Here is a 15,739-nt window from a genome sequence, read left to right on the forward strand (position 1 = left end):
CTATTCAAAAACTAATAGTGCGACCTTTAATTAACATTTAAATATTATGAGCATAGAGATCATTCATTTCGTGAGTTTGTTTGCAACTCTATGCTCTTTTATTTTGTAAAAAAAGTTAATATCTAAATATTAATTAAACATTACAATACCAATAAATTGTATAATAACTCTTATAATTTTTATCATAGTTATTGAGTATATTGGTAAAATTCCAACAACAAAGAAACGTAATAAAAAATTTGATATACTAATTGTTTTACCTCATGTAGCAATTGTATGCATTTTAATAGGAATAGGCATATTAGCTAGAAAAGTTGAATAAGTTAAGAGTTCTTATGAGTTGGATAAATATGCAAGATAATAAATAATCAAAAACTAAGTTTGAAAGGCATATTCAATAAGGTTATACTTAATATATAGTAAAAATACTTACTATATATTAAGTAATGTATTAATTAGGAGCTGATTTCATGAAATTAAATAGAAATGATGAGTGTTGGTGTGGTAGCAAGGCGAAATATAAAAAATGCCATATGCAATTCGATGAAAAATTAAACCAATTAAAAGCAGATGGTTATGAAGTACCATCTCATGATATTATAAAAACAAAAGAACAAATAGAAAAAATAAAAGAAAGTGCAAGAATTAACAATGTAGTACTAGATTTAGTATCTGAAAAAGTAACAGAAGGAATGACTACAGAAGATATCAATAAAATAGTACACGACTATACAGTATCTCAGGGGGCAGAACCAGCTCCGCTTGGATATGGAGGATTCCCAAAGAGTGTATGTACATCAATAAACAATGAAATATGCCACGGAATACCGAGTGAAGATGTAGTACTAAAAGATGGGGATATACTAAATGTAGACGTTTCTACGATATACAATGGATATTATTCAGATGCATCTAGAATGTTTATGATAGGAAATGTTAGCGATGAAGCTAAGAAGCTAGTTGAAGTAACTAAAGAATGTCTATACAAAGGGATAGAAGCGGTTAAGCCTTGGGGACATATAGGAGATATAGGTGCAGCAATACAGCAACATGCGGAAGCAAATGGATATTCTGTAGTTGAAGACTTTGGAGGGCATGGAATAGGATTACAATTTCACGAAGATCCGTTCGTATCCCACTATGGAAGTGCAAATGAAGGTATGATATTAGTTCCAGGAATGACATTCACAATAGAACCTATGATAAATCAAGGAATTTGTGAACTTTATATAGATGAAGAAAATGAATGGACTTCATATACAGATGATGGGCTATTATCAGCTCAATGGGAGCATATGGTTTTAGTAACTGAAGATGGTGTTGAAATTTTAGCAAAATAGTTTGATAAATAGCAGATGTAAAAACAGATTTAGATTTAGTAACTTTTCTTAATAATCTGTTATAAATTTCTATTGAGTTTGTAGTATATATTGATATTCTTATCTTCTGCAGATACTTGAAATATGTTGAAAGTTCATCCAAATTATTTCTTCAAATCTTACAAATATAAGTTTATATAGAATTCTTATTAGAATAATTTTAATATTTAAATTATACTTTCACAACATTTATTAAAAAATTTCTCATAAAACAATGTTCAATAAAACCTTTATTTTTTTGTACATATTCAATGGAGCAGAGAAATATCTAAAAGCATTTAGAATCATATTGAAACTGTTCACAAAATTGCAAACACCTCTTAATGCATATTTTGAAGGTTAAAATTAAAAAGAAAAACGAGATAATGAAATAGGAGCTTTAGAGCTCCTATTTTTTATTTATATGAGATTCAACAACTCAAATAAAGACTGATAATTACACACATGGTGATGTTAACTGGAAGGATAAACTTATAGTATTTAATGGCAAGGAAATAACTTATGATGCAATAGGGAATCCACTGACATATGATGTACAGGCGTTTATTTGGGAAGAAGGAAGACAACTAGCAAACTAATAAAAATTGATAAAAATTAGCACTCTATACTTGACAGTGCTAACAAAAATGCTAAAATAATAATTAATAGGGGTTCCTATATAAGAAAAATTTACTTATAACAAGGAGGATAATTTATGACAAATCAAAAAGGTAGTATATCAATACATACGGAAAATATTTTTCCGATAATAAAGAAATGGCTATATTCTGATAAAGACATATTTATAAGAGAACTTATAAGCAATGGATGCGATGCAGTAAACAAGCATAAGAAGCTTATTTCATTAGGAGAGATAGAAGGGGATAAAAATCAAAACTACAAAATAAATGTATCTATAAACAAAGAAAATTCAGCACTTATATTTGAAGATAATGGTATAGGTATGACAGAAGAGGAAGTAAACAAATATATAAATCAAGTTGCTTTTTCTGGAGCAGAAGATTTCTTTAATGAATACAAAGATAAAATGAATGAAGAAAATGATATAATAGGTCATTTTGGATTAGGATTCTATTCTTCTTTTATGGTATCTAAAAAAGTTCAAATAGACACATTATCATATAAAGAAGATGCAACAGCTGTAAGATGGGTAAGTGAAGGTGGCACAGAATATGAAATAAGTGAATGTGATAATAGAACTACAAGAGGTACAACAATTACATTATTCTTAGAAGATGATAGTAAAGAATTTTTAGAAGAATATACTGTAAGAGATATAATAGATAAATATTGTTCATTCTTACCGGTAGATATTTATTTAAATAATTGTAATGAAGAAGATAAAAAAGAAAATGAAGAAGCTGAAAAAGAACAAACTCCTATAAATAACACACAACCATTATGGTTAAAGTCACCAAAGGATTGTACGGATGAAGAATACAAAGAATTCTATAGAAATGTATTTAAGACATTTGATGAACCATTATTTTGGATACATCTAAATGTAGATTATCCATTTAATTTAAAAGGAATATTATACTTCCCTAAATTAAATAATGAATTTGAACTTATAGAAGGTAAAGTTAAGTTATATAATAATCAAGTATTCGTAGCAGATAATATAAAAGAAGTTATACCAGAGTTTTTACTATTATTAAAAGGTGTAATAGATTGTCCAGATTTACCATTAAATGTTTCTAGAAGTTTCTTACAAAATGATAAAGATGTAAGTAAAATTTCTAAGCATATAGTTAAAAAAGTTGCTGATAAATTAAAATCATTATTTAAGAATGAAAGAGAAAGCTATGAAAAATTCTGGGATGATATACAAGTATTTATTAAATATGGATGCTTAAAGGATGAAAGCTTCTATGATAAGATAAAAGACAGTATATTATTTAAAACTATAAACTCAGAATATATGACACTTAATGATTACTTAGAAAAGTGTAAGGAAAAGCATGAAAATAAAGTGTTCTATGTGAGTGATGAAGGACAACAATCTCAATATATAAAATTATTTAAAGACTATGAATTAGATGCTGTAGTATTAAATTCTACAATAGACAACCACTTTATATCTTTTGCAGAGTTTAAAAACCAAGGTGTTAGCTTTAATAGAATAGATGCAGATTTATCTGATGTATTAAAAGATGAAAAAGATATAGAGAATGCAGAAGAAAGAACTACTATAGAAAACTTATTTAAAGATTCAGTAGGTGAAAGAATAAAAACTTATTCTGTAGAAAGCCTAAGAAGTGAAGAAACTTCTGCTATTATTTTAGTATCAGAACAATCAAGAAGAATGGCTGAAATGAAATCACAATTTGCTGGAATGAACCTTGTAATGAATTTTGAAGAAGAAAAAACTTTAGTTATAAATGACAATAGTCCAATAATTAAAAAATTAGTTTCTTTAAAAGAAGAGGAGTCTAAGAAAGAACAAATATCATTAATTTGTAATCAAATAGTAGATATAGCTTTATTAGCTAACAAAGAATTAGATTCTAAGCAATTAGACGATTTTATAAAAAGAAATAATCAACTTATGAATATGATAATATCATTATAAAAAAATCCCCATTTAGGGGATTTTTTAATTGTTTTTATTGAGTAGCAATATATTTTTAACTTCAGCAACATCAAGTAAGTTTAAATATCTATTTATTAGATTTTTTAGTATTACGATAGAATGACACTGTTCTAACTAATAGTCCAATTATGCCAATAAAGAAGAATAGACAACCAATTGGTATTAAAAAAATTGGTTCAACAAGAGTGCCATCTGGAGCGACTTCACTTCCAATGATGTTAAAAGTGACCACACAACCGATTGTTATAATAAAGGGTATTAAATTTAAAAGATATTTTTTCATTTCAAAACCTCCATAAATAATAATAACTAAAAAATCAAGTTATTACCTAAATTTTATATTTGATAAATATTTATTTTTATTAATTTTATTTTAATCTAGGATCATTATCCTCGACATATTCTAAAATATCACCTGGCTGACATTCTAATATCTTACATAAAGCCTCAAGAGTAGTAAATCTAACTGCCTTAGCTTTATTATTTTTCAAAATTGAAAGATTAGCCATAGTAATACCAAGTTTTTCAGAAAGCTCTGTAGAACTCATTTTTCTTTTTGCCATCATGACATCTAAATTAACAATAATCGGCATAATAAACTTCCTTTCTAGATTGTCTTATCATTTTCATCTTTAATATTTATAAATAACTCGAATAATCGAGATGCTACTAGAGCTAATAATCCTATAGTCGTAGCAACAATAGAAATAAGTATAAAAGGTCCGACCCAAAGCAAGTATTCAAAAAACTTAATAAAATTCTTTAAGTACCATACACATCCAAGAAATAAAAACATTTCACTAAAAGAACATATAGATATAATTTTTAAAGATTTAACTATTGTGTTTGAAAATGGATTATTTTTTGATATTATCCCGCAAAGTTTTTTTAAGTTAAATAGTGCTATAACATAAGGAGTAGCACATAAATAGATACAAGTAACAACAGAAATGACTAATCTAGAGTCTAGTATAGAATAAGCACTTTTAAAAAATGCTGTTACTATGAGTGGAGCTGCAAAGAGAAGTATACATGTAATTGTTAGATCTAACAATACAGTGGAATTTAAAATTTTTGAAGTTAAGTTGTTTTTCATATTATCTACCTCGTTTCTGAATTATTATAATATTAATATTAAACAAATATTTATCGTTTGTCAATAAAAATATATCTATAAAAAATAGATGTAGAGAAATAGAAGATATATTTATCCAATGATAGATAATTTAAAATTGTATTAATAGGATTAAATTTTATTATAAAATTGTTGACTCTAACATTATGTTATAGATTAATATTAAATGTGGAGGTGGGTAATATGTATATGATAAATGAAATCTCAAAGCTAACGGGTATAAGTGTTAGAATGCTACATCACTATGATAAGATTGGACTTTTAGTTCCAAGTAAAAGAACTGATTCAAACTATAGAATGTATAACGATTATGACATTTCTAGATTGTATCAAATATTAATTTTCAAAGAATTAGAATTTCCACTTCAAAAAATAAAACAAATATTAGATGACGAGAATTTTAATAAAGAAGAAGCTCTAAAAGTTCAACGTAATCTTATACTAGAAAAGAAAAATAGATTAGAAAGAATAATAGAATCAATAGATGATAATATAGGAAATTTAGGAGGAAATATTATGAGTAAGAAAAATTTCAAAGCTTTTAATTATGAAGAAGTTAAAAAACATCAAGAGAAATATAAAGAAGAAACAGAAAAAAGATATGGACAGTCTGATGCATATAAAGAAAGTAAAGAGAAAACATCTAAATACTCAAAAAATGACTGGGAAAGTATAATGGGAGAGGCTGGAGCTATATATGAAGAATTAGCTTGCTTAATGGATAAAGATCCAGCAGATAAAGAAGTTCAAGTATTAATTGAAAAATGGAGAAACCATATAAGTAAGAATTTCTATAACTGTACAATAGAAATATTTAAAGGATTAGCACTTATGTATGTAGCAGATGAAAGATTTACTAAGAATATTGATAAATATGGTGAAGGTTTAGCACAGTTCATTAGTGATGCTATGAATGTTTATTGTGATAACAATTCAAAATAATATAAGTATATAGCAATTTCAATTATATATCCTAACATAAAACTCACTATATAGTGAAAAAAAATTATTAATTTAATATTAGGATATATCAAAAAATATTAGTGCTGAGTTACTTTATACATCTTACAAAACTGTAAGCTAAATGTAATCTAGTTAAATGGTTCGAATCTTAAGGTGAATATATAATAAATATATAACTAACAAGAGGAGGACAAAAGATGAAAAAATTAAATGCATTTCAGATGAAAGCTTTTGCACTAATACTTATGTTAATGGATCATTTATGGTTTGCATTTCCAAAAGTATTTCCAATATGGCTTCATCCGTTATCAAGAGTAGTAGCACCGATATTTGCATTTTTACTAGTTGAAGGATTTTTCCATACTAGAAGCAGAATAAAATATAACATTAGATTATTTGGATGGGCAGGGTTTATGCAAGCTGGGAATATGGCTATAAATATAGCTTTTAAATCCAAAGAAGTTGCTATTCATAATAATATATTTTTAACTTTAGCATTAGGTCTTACTATAATAAATATAATTGAGTATAGTAAGAAAAAAACAGGTGCTAATAAGTTGATATTAATAGTTTTATCAATATTATTGTTACCACTAAGCTTTTTTACAGAAGGTGGACCAGCAATTATACCTTTTATATTAATAGCTTATTTATTTAAAGGAAATGTTAAGAAACAAATAGTAGGATATGTAATTTTATCACTAATATTATTTGGTATGAGTTATGTTCCATATCCTAATTTAAGTGATACTATAGATATGTTAATGTTTAACTCAGACTTCTTATTTATATTAGTTGTACCATTTATATTAATATACAACGGAGAAAGAGGTATGAATAATAAATTTAGCAAGTATTTATTTTATGTGTTTTATCCATTGCACTTATGGATATTAGCAATAGTACAGTTTATGTTAAATTAAATAGAAAATCCTAAAGGGTACTCGAAATAACTTATATTATTTCTGGTACTTTTTTCATAAATTAAAATCAAAACTATATTAATCTATGAAAAATTATTAATAGTAATTTATAATCAAATAGAATGCATTAAAAATAGGGAGTGAAAAAATGGGGAAAATATTACTTTTAGAAGATGATAAGTCACTAAATAGAGGAATTAGTTTTAAATTAAAAAAGGAAGGTTACTATGTACATACTGCCTTCAATATAAAAGAAGCTAAAGAAATATTTGAAGAAAATGAAATAGATTTAATAATCTCTGATGTAGGTCTACCAGATGGAAATGGATTTGATTTTTGTGAAGAAATAAGAAAAAGTAGCAATGTACATATAATAATGTTAACTGCATTAGATCAAGAAATAGATGTAGTTACAGGATATGAGATTGGAGCTGATGATTATATAACTAAACCATTCAGTTTGATTGTTCTTATATCAAAAATAAATGCTTTTATGAGGCGAATAGAAAATTCTAGTACTGAAAACTCAATTTCTTGTTACAAATTAAACTTTAATTACTTAGATAATAAGCTAATCAAAGAAAATGAAGAATTGCTATTAAGTAAAAATGAAGCTAAGTTATTAAAATATTTAATGCAGAATTCATGCCAAACATTAACAAAAGAACAGTTAATTGAAGCTCTTTGGGATATTGATGGTAATTTTGTTGATGAGAATACTGTAGCTGTAAATATCAGAAGGCTTAGACAAAAGGTAGAAGAAAATCCATCAAGTCCAGAATACATAAAAAATATAAGAGGTGTAGGCTATGCTTTTTCAAAGAGGTGTATCATAAAATGATAGATATAATAAGAAAAGAACCTTTATTTAAAAAATTAGTAGGTATGATGTTAATTAGTATAATAGTTGTATTTACCATATTTGCTACATTTCAATACAATAATCTTAAAAATATATATTTAGAACAAAATGAAATTGATAAAGTATTAATAGGAACATTAGTGAGTAAATACCCAGAAGATGAAGTGAATATAATAAAAGCAGTTTATAATAAAGATGATAAATATATAAATTTAGGGCAAAAAACTTTAAACAAGTTTGGATATGATGAAAATGATAGTATGTATAAAAATGTAAATTTTCAAGAACATTTGAAATATTTCCTGGTAAATAATTTGATTATTTTTGGAATATTAATCACTTTAGTGTTATTTATAGTATTTATTTTTATAAAATATGTTTTTATTAGGTTAATAAAAGTAAATAGAGACATAGAAAATATAATAAATAATAACTACACTATTAAAGATGATTTTAAAGAAGAAGGAATATTTAATAGAATTTATACAGATTTAAATAAGCTATCAAGAAGTTTAAATTTAAAAATAAATAATCTAGATAAAGAAAAAGAGAGCATAAAAGAATTAGTAACAGACATATCGCATCAGTTAAAAACGCCATTAGCATCATTAAAATTATATAACACATTATTAATAGAAGAAGAACTGAATGATGAAGATAGAATGGAATTCTTAAAAACTAATGAAATGTCTATTAATAAGCTACACAGCTTAATAGATGCATTAGTGAATATATCAAGATTAGAAGCTAGTATGATAAATATAAAAAAAGAAAATAAAAGTATAAAAGAAACCTTAACAAAAGCTATAAACAGTGTAAAAAATAAGGCTAATCAAAAAAGAATAAATATAATACTAGAAGATTTTTGTGATAAAGAAATACCACATGATTCAAAGTGGACAGAAGAAAGTATATTTAATGTACTTGATAATGGTGTTAAATACACAAAGGAAAATGGAAATATAGATATATCGATTTCAGAAACTATAAACTTTATAAGAATAGATATACAAGATGATGGTATTGGAATTAATAAATCAGAGTTTAATAACATATTTAAAAGATTTTATAGAAATGAAGAAGTTGAAGATATTGAAGGTTCTGGGGTAGGTCTTTATTTAAGTAGAAAAATATTTGAACAACAAGGTGGAAATATTATAGTATCTTCAAAAAAAGGACAAGGTAGTAAATTTTCTTTATTTCTTACAAAAGTGTAAGCCTAGTTGTAAGTGATTTGAAAGACTTAGAATGTATTATTAAAGTATATAAATAATACAGATGTAAGGGGAAAAATAAAAAATGAGTATATTAAAAACTAGTAACTTAAAAAAGTATTACGGTTCAGGGGAAAGCTTAGTAAAAGCAATAGATAATACTAACATAGATATAAACGAAGGCGAATTTGTAGCAATAGTAGGAAAATCAGGTTCAGGTAAAAGTACATTATTACATATGATAGGTGGATTAGATAGACCAACTGAAGGAAAAGTATTCATAGATGGAAAGGATATATTTTCACTAAAAGATGAAAAATTAGCTATATTTAGAAGAAGAAAAATAGGATTTGTATTTCAATACTATAACCTAATATCTTCACTTAATGTATGGGAGAATATCGTACTTCCAATAGGGTTAGATGGAAAAGATATAAATAAAAATTTTGTAAATGATATTATAAAAGCACTAGGATTAGAGAGTAAAAAAGAAGTATTGCCTAATACTTTATCGGGAGGACAACAACAAAGAGTTGCTATAGCTAGAGCTTTAGTAAGCAGACCATCAATAATATTAGCAGATGAGCCTACTGGAAACTTGGACTCTAAAACTTCTGATGAGGTTATGAGTTTATTAAAGACTATGATAAAGAAATACAATCAAACATTAGTTATGATAACTCACGATGAAACTATAGCACAAATGGCTGATAGAGTAATTTATATTGAAGATGGGAAGATATTAAAAGGTGGTGTTATAAATGATTAATACTACGAAGATAGCAAAAAGTAATTTAAAGCAGAATAAGTCAAAAAGTATATTAATTATTGTAACAATATTACTAGCTACTACTTTATTAGCAGCAGTTGGAATGACTTGTGTAGACTGGAGTGCTGTTAACAAAGAGAATGTGAGAAAATACTATGGAACACAACATGGTATATATGGTGGAATAGATGAAAAAACTTATGAAATAATAAAAAATCATGTAGACATAGAGGATACTGGAATAGTTAATGGTATAGGGGTTATAGAATATGAAGATGAAACTGAGATAGATTTAGGGTTTGCAACGAGAAAAGCAATTGAATTTAATAATATAGAGTTAATAAATGGGAAATTACCTACAAATGAAAATGAAATAATGATAGATGATTTAGCATTAGATAAATTAGGCTATGAGCAAAAGTTAAATCAAAAGATAAAGTTGTCATATGAAGATTATTCTAAAAAAGAAATAACAGAGAAAGAATTCACGGTAACGGGAATAACTAAAGCGAGTGAACAAGCTAAAGTTAGAAAATCATACTCAGTAATGGTATCCAATGATTATATGAGAAGTACTAGAGATATGAATAAAGAAGATTTTAGTGTATTTATATCATTAAAAGATGAAAATAAATTATCTGGAGGAGAATTAGAATTTAAAGTAGAAGAAATTGGTTCAAACTTAGGGCTAAGTAAAGATAAAATAAAGGTAAATAATGATTATATAAATACTTTAAAACCAGATGTAGAAGTAATGCTTTGGGGAGGTTTTATAGGATTAATAATAATCTTATCTAGTATATTAGTAATTTATAATATATTCTACTTATCGATAGTAACTAAGGTTCAAGAGTTTGGGAAACTTAGAGCGATAGGTGCTACTAAAAAACAAATAAAATCAATAGTACTTAAAGAGGGAATAATTTTATCATTAATTGCAATACCTATGGGAATAGCCTTGGGATATTTAATAAATAAATGTATACTAGTAAAGATATTTTTCAGTGCGTCAACAGTATCTAAGTTACCTATAGCTATAGGGGTTATGGTTGTTAGCTTCTTGACTGTATTTATATCTTTATTAAAGCCAATGAAAGTTGCATCTAAAGTATCGGTAGTAGAAGCTATTAGATACAATGGAGAACAAAACCCTAAGTTAAAAACTAGAAAAGGATATCATTCAATAAATATCAAAAAACTTGTCTATGCAAATCTAAATAGTAATAAAAAGCGTACTTATGTAACTTTACTGTCACTTACATTAAGTGGAATAATATTTATAGTTATGTCTAGCGTAATGAACAGTATAGACGCAGAAAAAATGGTAAGAAATCATCATCCATATGATATTAAGATATCTTTAGATAATTATACTCTTGGAGATGAGGAAAGTCCAAATACTGAAATTAATATGTTACAAATGAAAAATCCATTAAATGATAAATTTATAAATACTTTGAAAAATGTACAGGGCATTGAAAAAATACAAAAATATAATGACCTAAAGATAGGTATAGAAAGTTTAAATCTTGAATATAAATATGATTCTCTTTCTGGAGTAACAGAAAGAGATTTAGAAGATTTAGAGTTTTATTTAATAGATGGTAAAATAGATTTAGAAAAATTAAAATCAGGAAACGAAGTGATAATAACTGACTCTGACATAGCAAAAGATAATAATATAAAAGTTGGAGATAATATAGCATTAATTTTATATGATGGAGATAAAAAAATAGATAAAGAGTTCAAAGTACAAGCTATAACCGATGCACCAGGAATGTTTGCTATACATGAAGAAGCTTTTAAAAAAATAGTAAAAACAGATACAACGAGTACAATAGGAATTTATACTGATAAGAAGAAATACGATGATATTAAATTGTACATGCAAAATATAGTTAACTCTAATGAATATTTTGAAGATAGTTATATAGATAAAGAAATAGAAGTATATGAATTATCTGTGTATTTAACCAAAACAATAGGATACAGTTTAGTTGTTATATTAGGGGTTATAGGATTTATAAACTTAATAAATGCAATGATAACAAGTATAATAACTAGAAAGAAAGAGTTAGGAATGTTACAAGCGATAGGACTTACAGATAAGCAATTAGTAAAAATGTTAAATATAGAAGCGATGTTTTACACTTCAACAATGTTAGTAGGTTCATTAACTTTAGGCAATGGATTAGGATATATAGCAGTTCAAGCTTTTAGGAAAGCTGGAGGATCATATGCAGTATATACTTTACCTATAATTCAGATATTAATTATGACGGTATGTGTAGTTATTGCTCAATTAATATTGACATATTTAATAAGTAAGAGTTTCAACAAACAATCATTAATAGATAGAGTAAGATATAGTGAATAAAATATAAGTTGAGTCTGGAAATATAATTGTGTATTCCTCAGATTATGTTAGAAACGATGATCAGATTTTTATAAGGACTATGACTATTGAGTTATAGTTCTTTTTTAGATATTTTTTCAAAGAAATATGGCTTTAATAGAAAAATATGTTTTTAAAATTAAAATATAAAAGGTGAAATTCTTTAAATTCATTCTTAATAACTTGTGTATAATAGATATATAATCAATGCTACAGTATATTTTGAAATAAATTTTATAATTAGAGGTGATGCAATTGACTGAAAAAGATGATGAGTATAGTATAAATGATTATAGAAGCTATGAAGAAAATTTTAATAAAAATTTAATATTTCATAGCTTAATAAAAACAATATTTATAATGATATCATCAACATTAATATCATTATTATTTAAAAAAATAGGATTTAACGAAGCTAACATTATATTAGTATTTACAATTGGAGTATTATTTGTATCAACTTTTACATATGGATATATTTATGGTGTACTTGCTTCTATTATAGCAGCACTTTCTTTTAATTTTTTCTTTGCACAGCCCTATTACACTTTTTTAATACATAGTCCAGAATATTTAATTACATTTTTTATAATGCTTATAGCAACATTAATTACTAGTACTTTAACATCAAGAATAAAAAAAGAAGCTAGGATATCATATATAAAAGAACAAAGAATTAAGTTACTATATATAAATAATAAAAGATTACTTAAATCAAAAAGTAAAAGAGATATAATAAGACATTGTAAGGATAGCTTAGTAGACATATTAAATAGAGATATATTAATAGTAATTAAGGATGAATCACTTAACATAATAGAATATAGTCATTATAGTAGTTATATTATGGAAAGTATATTTAAATCTAAGCTAGAAAAAGATTCGTTAAAAAAATGCTTTTTGTTAGGTGAACCATTAGGAATTACAACACAAATAGATAAAGATAGAAAAATATATTATCATCCTATAAAAGGTAAAAAATCTATTTTGGGGGTAATTGGAATAGGTAGTTATGATAAAAATCCTATATCAGAAAATGAAAAAATTATTTTAGAATCTATTTCTGCACAAGTAGCTTTAGCTATTGAAAAAGAAGAACTATATGAACAAAACAGAAAAAGCAGCTTAGAAGCACATAGAGAAAGAATAAGAGGAAATCTACTTAGATCCATATCGCATGATTTAAGAACACCACTTGCCAGTATTTTAGGTTCAGCATCAACTATAATTGATAATTATGAAAAAATAGATGATAGTGTAAAAAAAGAATTACTAAATAATATATATGAAGATGCAGACTGGCTTACGCGCTCAGTAGAAAATATACTTAGCATGACAAGGATAGATGAAGGAAAATTTGAAATTAAAAAAAACATAGAAATAGCAGAAGAAATAGTTGCTGAGGCTGTAAAAAGAGTAAATCAATTTACAAATAATCGAAATATAAAAATACAATTACCAGAGGAAATAATAGTTGTATATGTGGATGGACTATTAATAAAACAAGTAATCGTAAATTTAATAGATAATGCAATAAGACATACGAAAGAAAACTCAAAGATAGAAATTAGTATAGAAAAAAATGAAAATGATGTAGTTTTTAAAGTGTCTGATAATGGTGAAGGTATAAAAGAGGAGCATATTAAAAATATATTTGATAGATTTTATACAAAATCAGATAATAAAAACCTTGAAAAACGTGGTATAGGACTAGGACTAGCAATATGTAAATCAATTGTATTAGCTCATGGAGGTCAAATTAAAGCATACAATAATCTATATGGTGGAGCTACATTTGAGTTTAGTATACCGCATGAAGAAAGGGGAAATACATATGGAATTAAAACCACTAATATTAATAGTTGAAGACGACAAATCAATTTGTAAATTTATAAGAATATCATTAGAAACACAAGGATATAAATGTGAAGAGACAAAGTATGGAAAAACAGCAATATCTATGGCGCTCTCTATGTCTCCAGATATAATTGTTTTAGACTTAGGACTTCCAGATATAGATGGAATAGAAGTTATAGAAAAGTTGAAGGATATTTCTAATGCAAAAATAATAGTAGTATCAGCTAGAGGGCATGAAAGAGATAAGGTAGAAGCTTTAGATGCTGGAGCTGATGACTATTTAACAAAGCCATTTGGAGTATCTGAATTATTAGCGAGAATTAGAGTGTGCCTTAGAAATATAGTAAAAGAAAATAACTTTAAATTAGAAGAAGAGGATATTTTTCAAGTTAGAGATCTTAAAATAGATTACGAAAAGCGTAGAATATACATAGATAATGAAGAAATACATTTAACTCCAATAGAATATAAACTATTGGTGCTTATGGCAAAGTATGCAGGGAAGGTTCTAACACATAGATTTATTATTAATGAAATATGGGGAAGCTATATGGAAAGTGAAACCCAATCTTTAAGAGTTTTTATGGCTAGTATAAGAAGAAAAATAGAAAAAGATCCAACTCAACCACAATATATACTCACAGAAATTGGAGTTGGATATAGGATGATAGATGAGTAAAATAAAGCCTTTTATATAGGGCTTTATTTTTTTGTCTTAAATCTTAACAACATCTTAACAAGAATGTATAAATCTTAATGATATATTTATACAAAATATATGAATCTTAACAGCAATCTTATATGAATTTTAATAAAATAATAACATAAGTAAAACAGTAAAAGATGGAGGTGTACAATGTTATATAAAGAAAGTAATTTAATTTTATTTAATTCATATATAGAAAATGCTATAGAAAGCCTAAAAAATAAAGAATTTGATAAATCCAAAGAATATATACTCTCAGCTATGATAGAAAATCATAATTCACCTAAGCCACATAACTTACTAGGAATTTATTATGAAATGAACGGATGCTTTGATTTAGCTAGGAAACACTACAGAGCATCTCTATCATTAGACCAAACATTAGAATCAGCAAATAATAATCTAGAAAGAATATGCAATTTTAAATATATATGTAGTGAAGAATATATGGACTATGGTCAAAATGAATATCAAATTAAAGGTAATGTATAGGGGAGGAAGTATTATGAAAGGTAAAAAAAATAATTATGTAATAATAGCAGGATGTGGAAGAACTGGCTCAAGTCTAGTAAAAGAAATGTTAGATGATGGCCATGATTTAGTAATAATAGATAGAGACAAAGACAAATTAGATTCATTAGGAACTGGGCTAAATGCCACAAGAATATTAGGTGTTGAATATGATATAGACATATTAAAAGAAGCAGGAATAGAAAATGCAGATGTATTTTTAGCGTTAACTCGAAATGATAGTATAAATATAACAGCATGCCAAGTGGCAAAAAATATATTTAACGTTAAAAAAGTAATAGCAAAGGTAGTAGATATGAACAAAGAACACATTTACAAATCATTAGATATAGATTATATAAACCCAATTAAATTAGGAATAGAAGAACTAATTAAATTAGGTGTAGAATAATTAAAATTTAAAGTAAAGGAG

General features: G+C 25.9%; 15 protein-coding genes. 12 read left to right on the forward strand and 3 right to left on the reverse strand.

The annotated features are described in order from the left end of the window. Window positions 1–470 precede the first annotated feature (470 nt). On the forward strand, window positions 471–1,340 hold the full coding sequence (locus AC11VW_RS01840; protein WP_484299692.1) for a methionyl aminopeptidase: 870 nt from the start codon (window positions 471–473) through the stop codon (window positions 1,338–1,340). Between the two features lie 733 nt (window positions 1,341–2,073). Next, the gene (gene htpG / locus AC11VW_RS01845) at window positions 2,074–3,951 is read left to right on the forward strand and encodes a molecular chaperone HtpG (protein WP_484299693.1); all 1,878 of its coding nucleotides are present in this window, start codon (window positions 2,074–2,076) and stop codon (window positions 3,949–3,951) included. Window positions 3,952–4,039: 88 nt separating this feature from the next. Here the strand turns inward: htpG and AC11VW_RS01850 are convergent, their stop codons facing one another. The 3 genes from AC11VW_RS01850 to AC11VW_RS01860 form a co-directional block, all read right to left on the reverse strand. Then, a complete protein-coding gene (locus tag AC11VW_RS01850; protein WP_484299694.1) occupies window positions 4,040–4,255 on the reverse strand; it encodes a DUF3955 domain-containing protein in 216 nt (71 codons plus the stop codon). An 85-nt stretch (window positions 4,256–4,340) separates the two neighbouring features. Further along, a complete protein-coding gene (locus AC11VW_RS01855) occupies window positions 4,341–4,565 on the reverse strand; it encodes a helix-turn-helix domain-containing protein (protein WP_484299695.1) in 225 nt (74 codons plus the stop codon). 14 nt (window positions 4,566–4,579) lie between these two features. After that, entirely contained in the window at window positions 4,580–5,068 is a 489-nt protein-coding gene (locus tag AC11VW_RS01860) for a DUF2975 domain-containing protein (protein ID WP_484299696.1), read from the reverse strand. A gap of 222 nt (window positions 5,069–5,290) precedes the next feature. Here AC11VW_RS01860 and AC11VW_RS01865 point away from each other — a divergent pair, with 222 nt between their 5' ends. The 10 genes from AC11VW_RS01865 to AC11VW_RS01910 all read left to right on the forward strand — a co-directional run bounded on the left by AC11VW_RS01865 (window position 5,291) and on the right by AC11VW_RS01910 (window position 15,718). Next, the gene (locus AC11VW_RS01865) at window positions 5,291–6,049 is read left to right on the forward strand and encodes a MerR family transcriptional regulator (RefSeq protein ID WP_484299697.1); all 759 of its coding nucleotides are present in this window, start codon (window positions 5,291–5,293) and stop codon (window positions 6,047–6,049) included. A gap of 218 nt (window positions 6,050–6,267) precedes the next feature. Then, the gene (locus AC11VW_RS01870; protein WP_484299698.1) at window positions 6,268–6,993 is read left to right on the forward strand and encodes a TraX family protein; all 726 of its coding nucleotides are present in this window, start codon (window positions 6,268–6,270) and stop codon (window positions 6,991–6,993) included. A gap of 148 nt (window positions 6,994–7,141) precedes the next feature. Beyond that, window positions 7,142–7,834 carry a response regulator transcription factor gene (locus tag AC11VW_RS01875; protein ID WP_484299699.1) on the forward strand — a complete coding sequence of 231 codons (693 nt, stop codon included), beginning with the start codon at window positions 7,142–7,144 and terminating at the stop codon, window positions 7,832–7,834. Further along, on the forward strand, window positions 7,831–9,072 hold the full coding sequence (locus AC11VW_RS01880; RefSeq protein ID WP_484299700.1) for a sensor histidine kinase: 1,242 nt from the start codon (window positions 7,831–7,833) through the stop codon (window positions 9,070–9,072). Before AC11VW_RS01875 ends, AC11VW_RS01880 begins: the two co-directional genes overlap by 4 nt. 82 nt (window positions 9,073–9,154) lie before the next feature. Continuing rightward, window positions 9,155–9,838 (forward strand): ABC transporter ATP-binding protein, encoded by a 684-nt coding sequence (locus AC11VW_RS01885; RefSeq protein ID WP_484299701.1) that lies wholly within the window; start codon window positions 9,155–9,157, stop codon window positions 9,836–9,838. Next, the gene (locus AC11VW_RS01890; RefSeq protein ID WP_484299702.1) at window positions 9,831–12,215 is read left to right on the forward strand and encodes an ABC transporter permease; all 2,385 of its coding nucleotides are present in this window, start codon (window positions 9,831–9,833) and stop codon (window positions 12,213–12,215) included. Before AC11VW_RS01885 ends, AC11VW_RS01890 begins: the two co-directional genes overlap by 8 nt. Before the next feature lie 273 nt (window positions 12,216–12,488). Then, complete coding sequence (locus tag AC11VW_RS01895) at window positions 12,489–14,099, forward strand: ATP-binding protein (RefSeq protein ID WP_484299703.1); 1,611 nt, start codon at window positions 12,489–12,491, stop codon at window positions 14,097–14,099. Then, window positions 14,068–14,769, forward strand: a complete 702-nt coding sequence (locus AC11VW_RS01900; RefSeq protein WP_484299704.1) for a response regulator — start codon at window positions 14,068–14,070, stop codon at window positions 14,767–14,769. Before AC11VW_RS01895 ends, AC11VW_RS01900 begins: the two co-directional genes overlap by 32 nt. 177 nt (window positions 14,770–14,946) lie before the next feature. After that, window positions 14,947–15,288 carry a tetratricopeptide repeat protein gene (locus AC11VW_RS01905; RefSeq protein WP_484299705.1) on the forward strand — a complete coding sequence of 114 codons (342 nt, stop codon included), beginning with the start codon at window positions 14,947–14,949 and terminating at the stop codon, window positions 15,286–15,288. A gap of 13 nt (window positions 15,289–15,301) precedes the next feature. Next, window positions 15,302–15,718, forward strand: a complete 417-nt coding sequence (locus AC11VW_RS01910; RefSeq protein ID WP_484299706.1) for a potassium channel family protein — start codon at window positions 15,302–15,304, stop codon at window positions 15,716–15,718. Window positions 15,719–15,739: the final 21 nt, after the last annotated feature.

It is taken from the genome of Romboutsia sp., assembly GCF_056995035.1.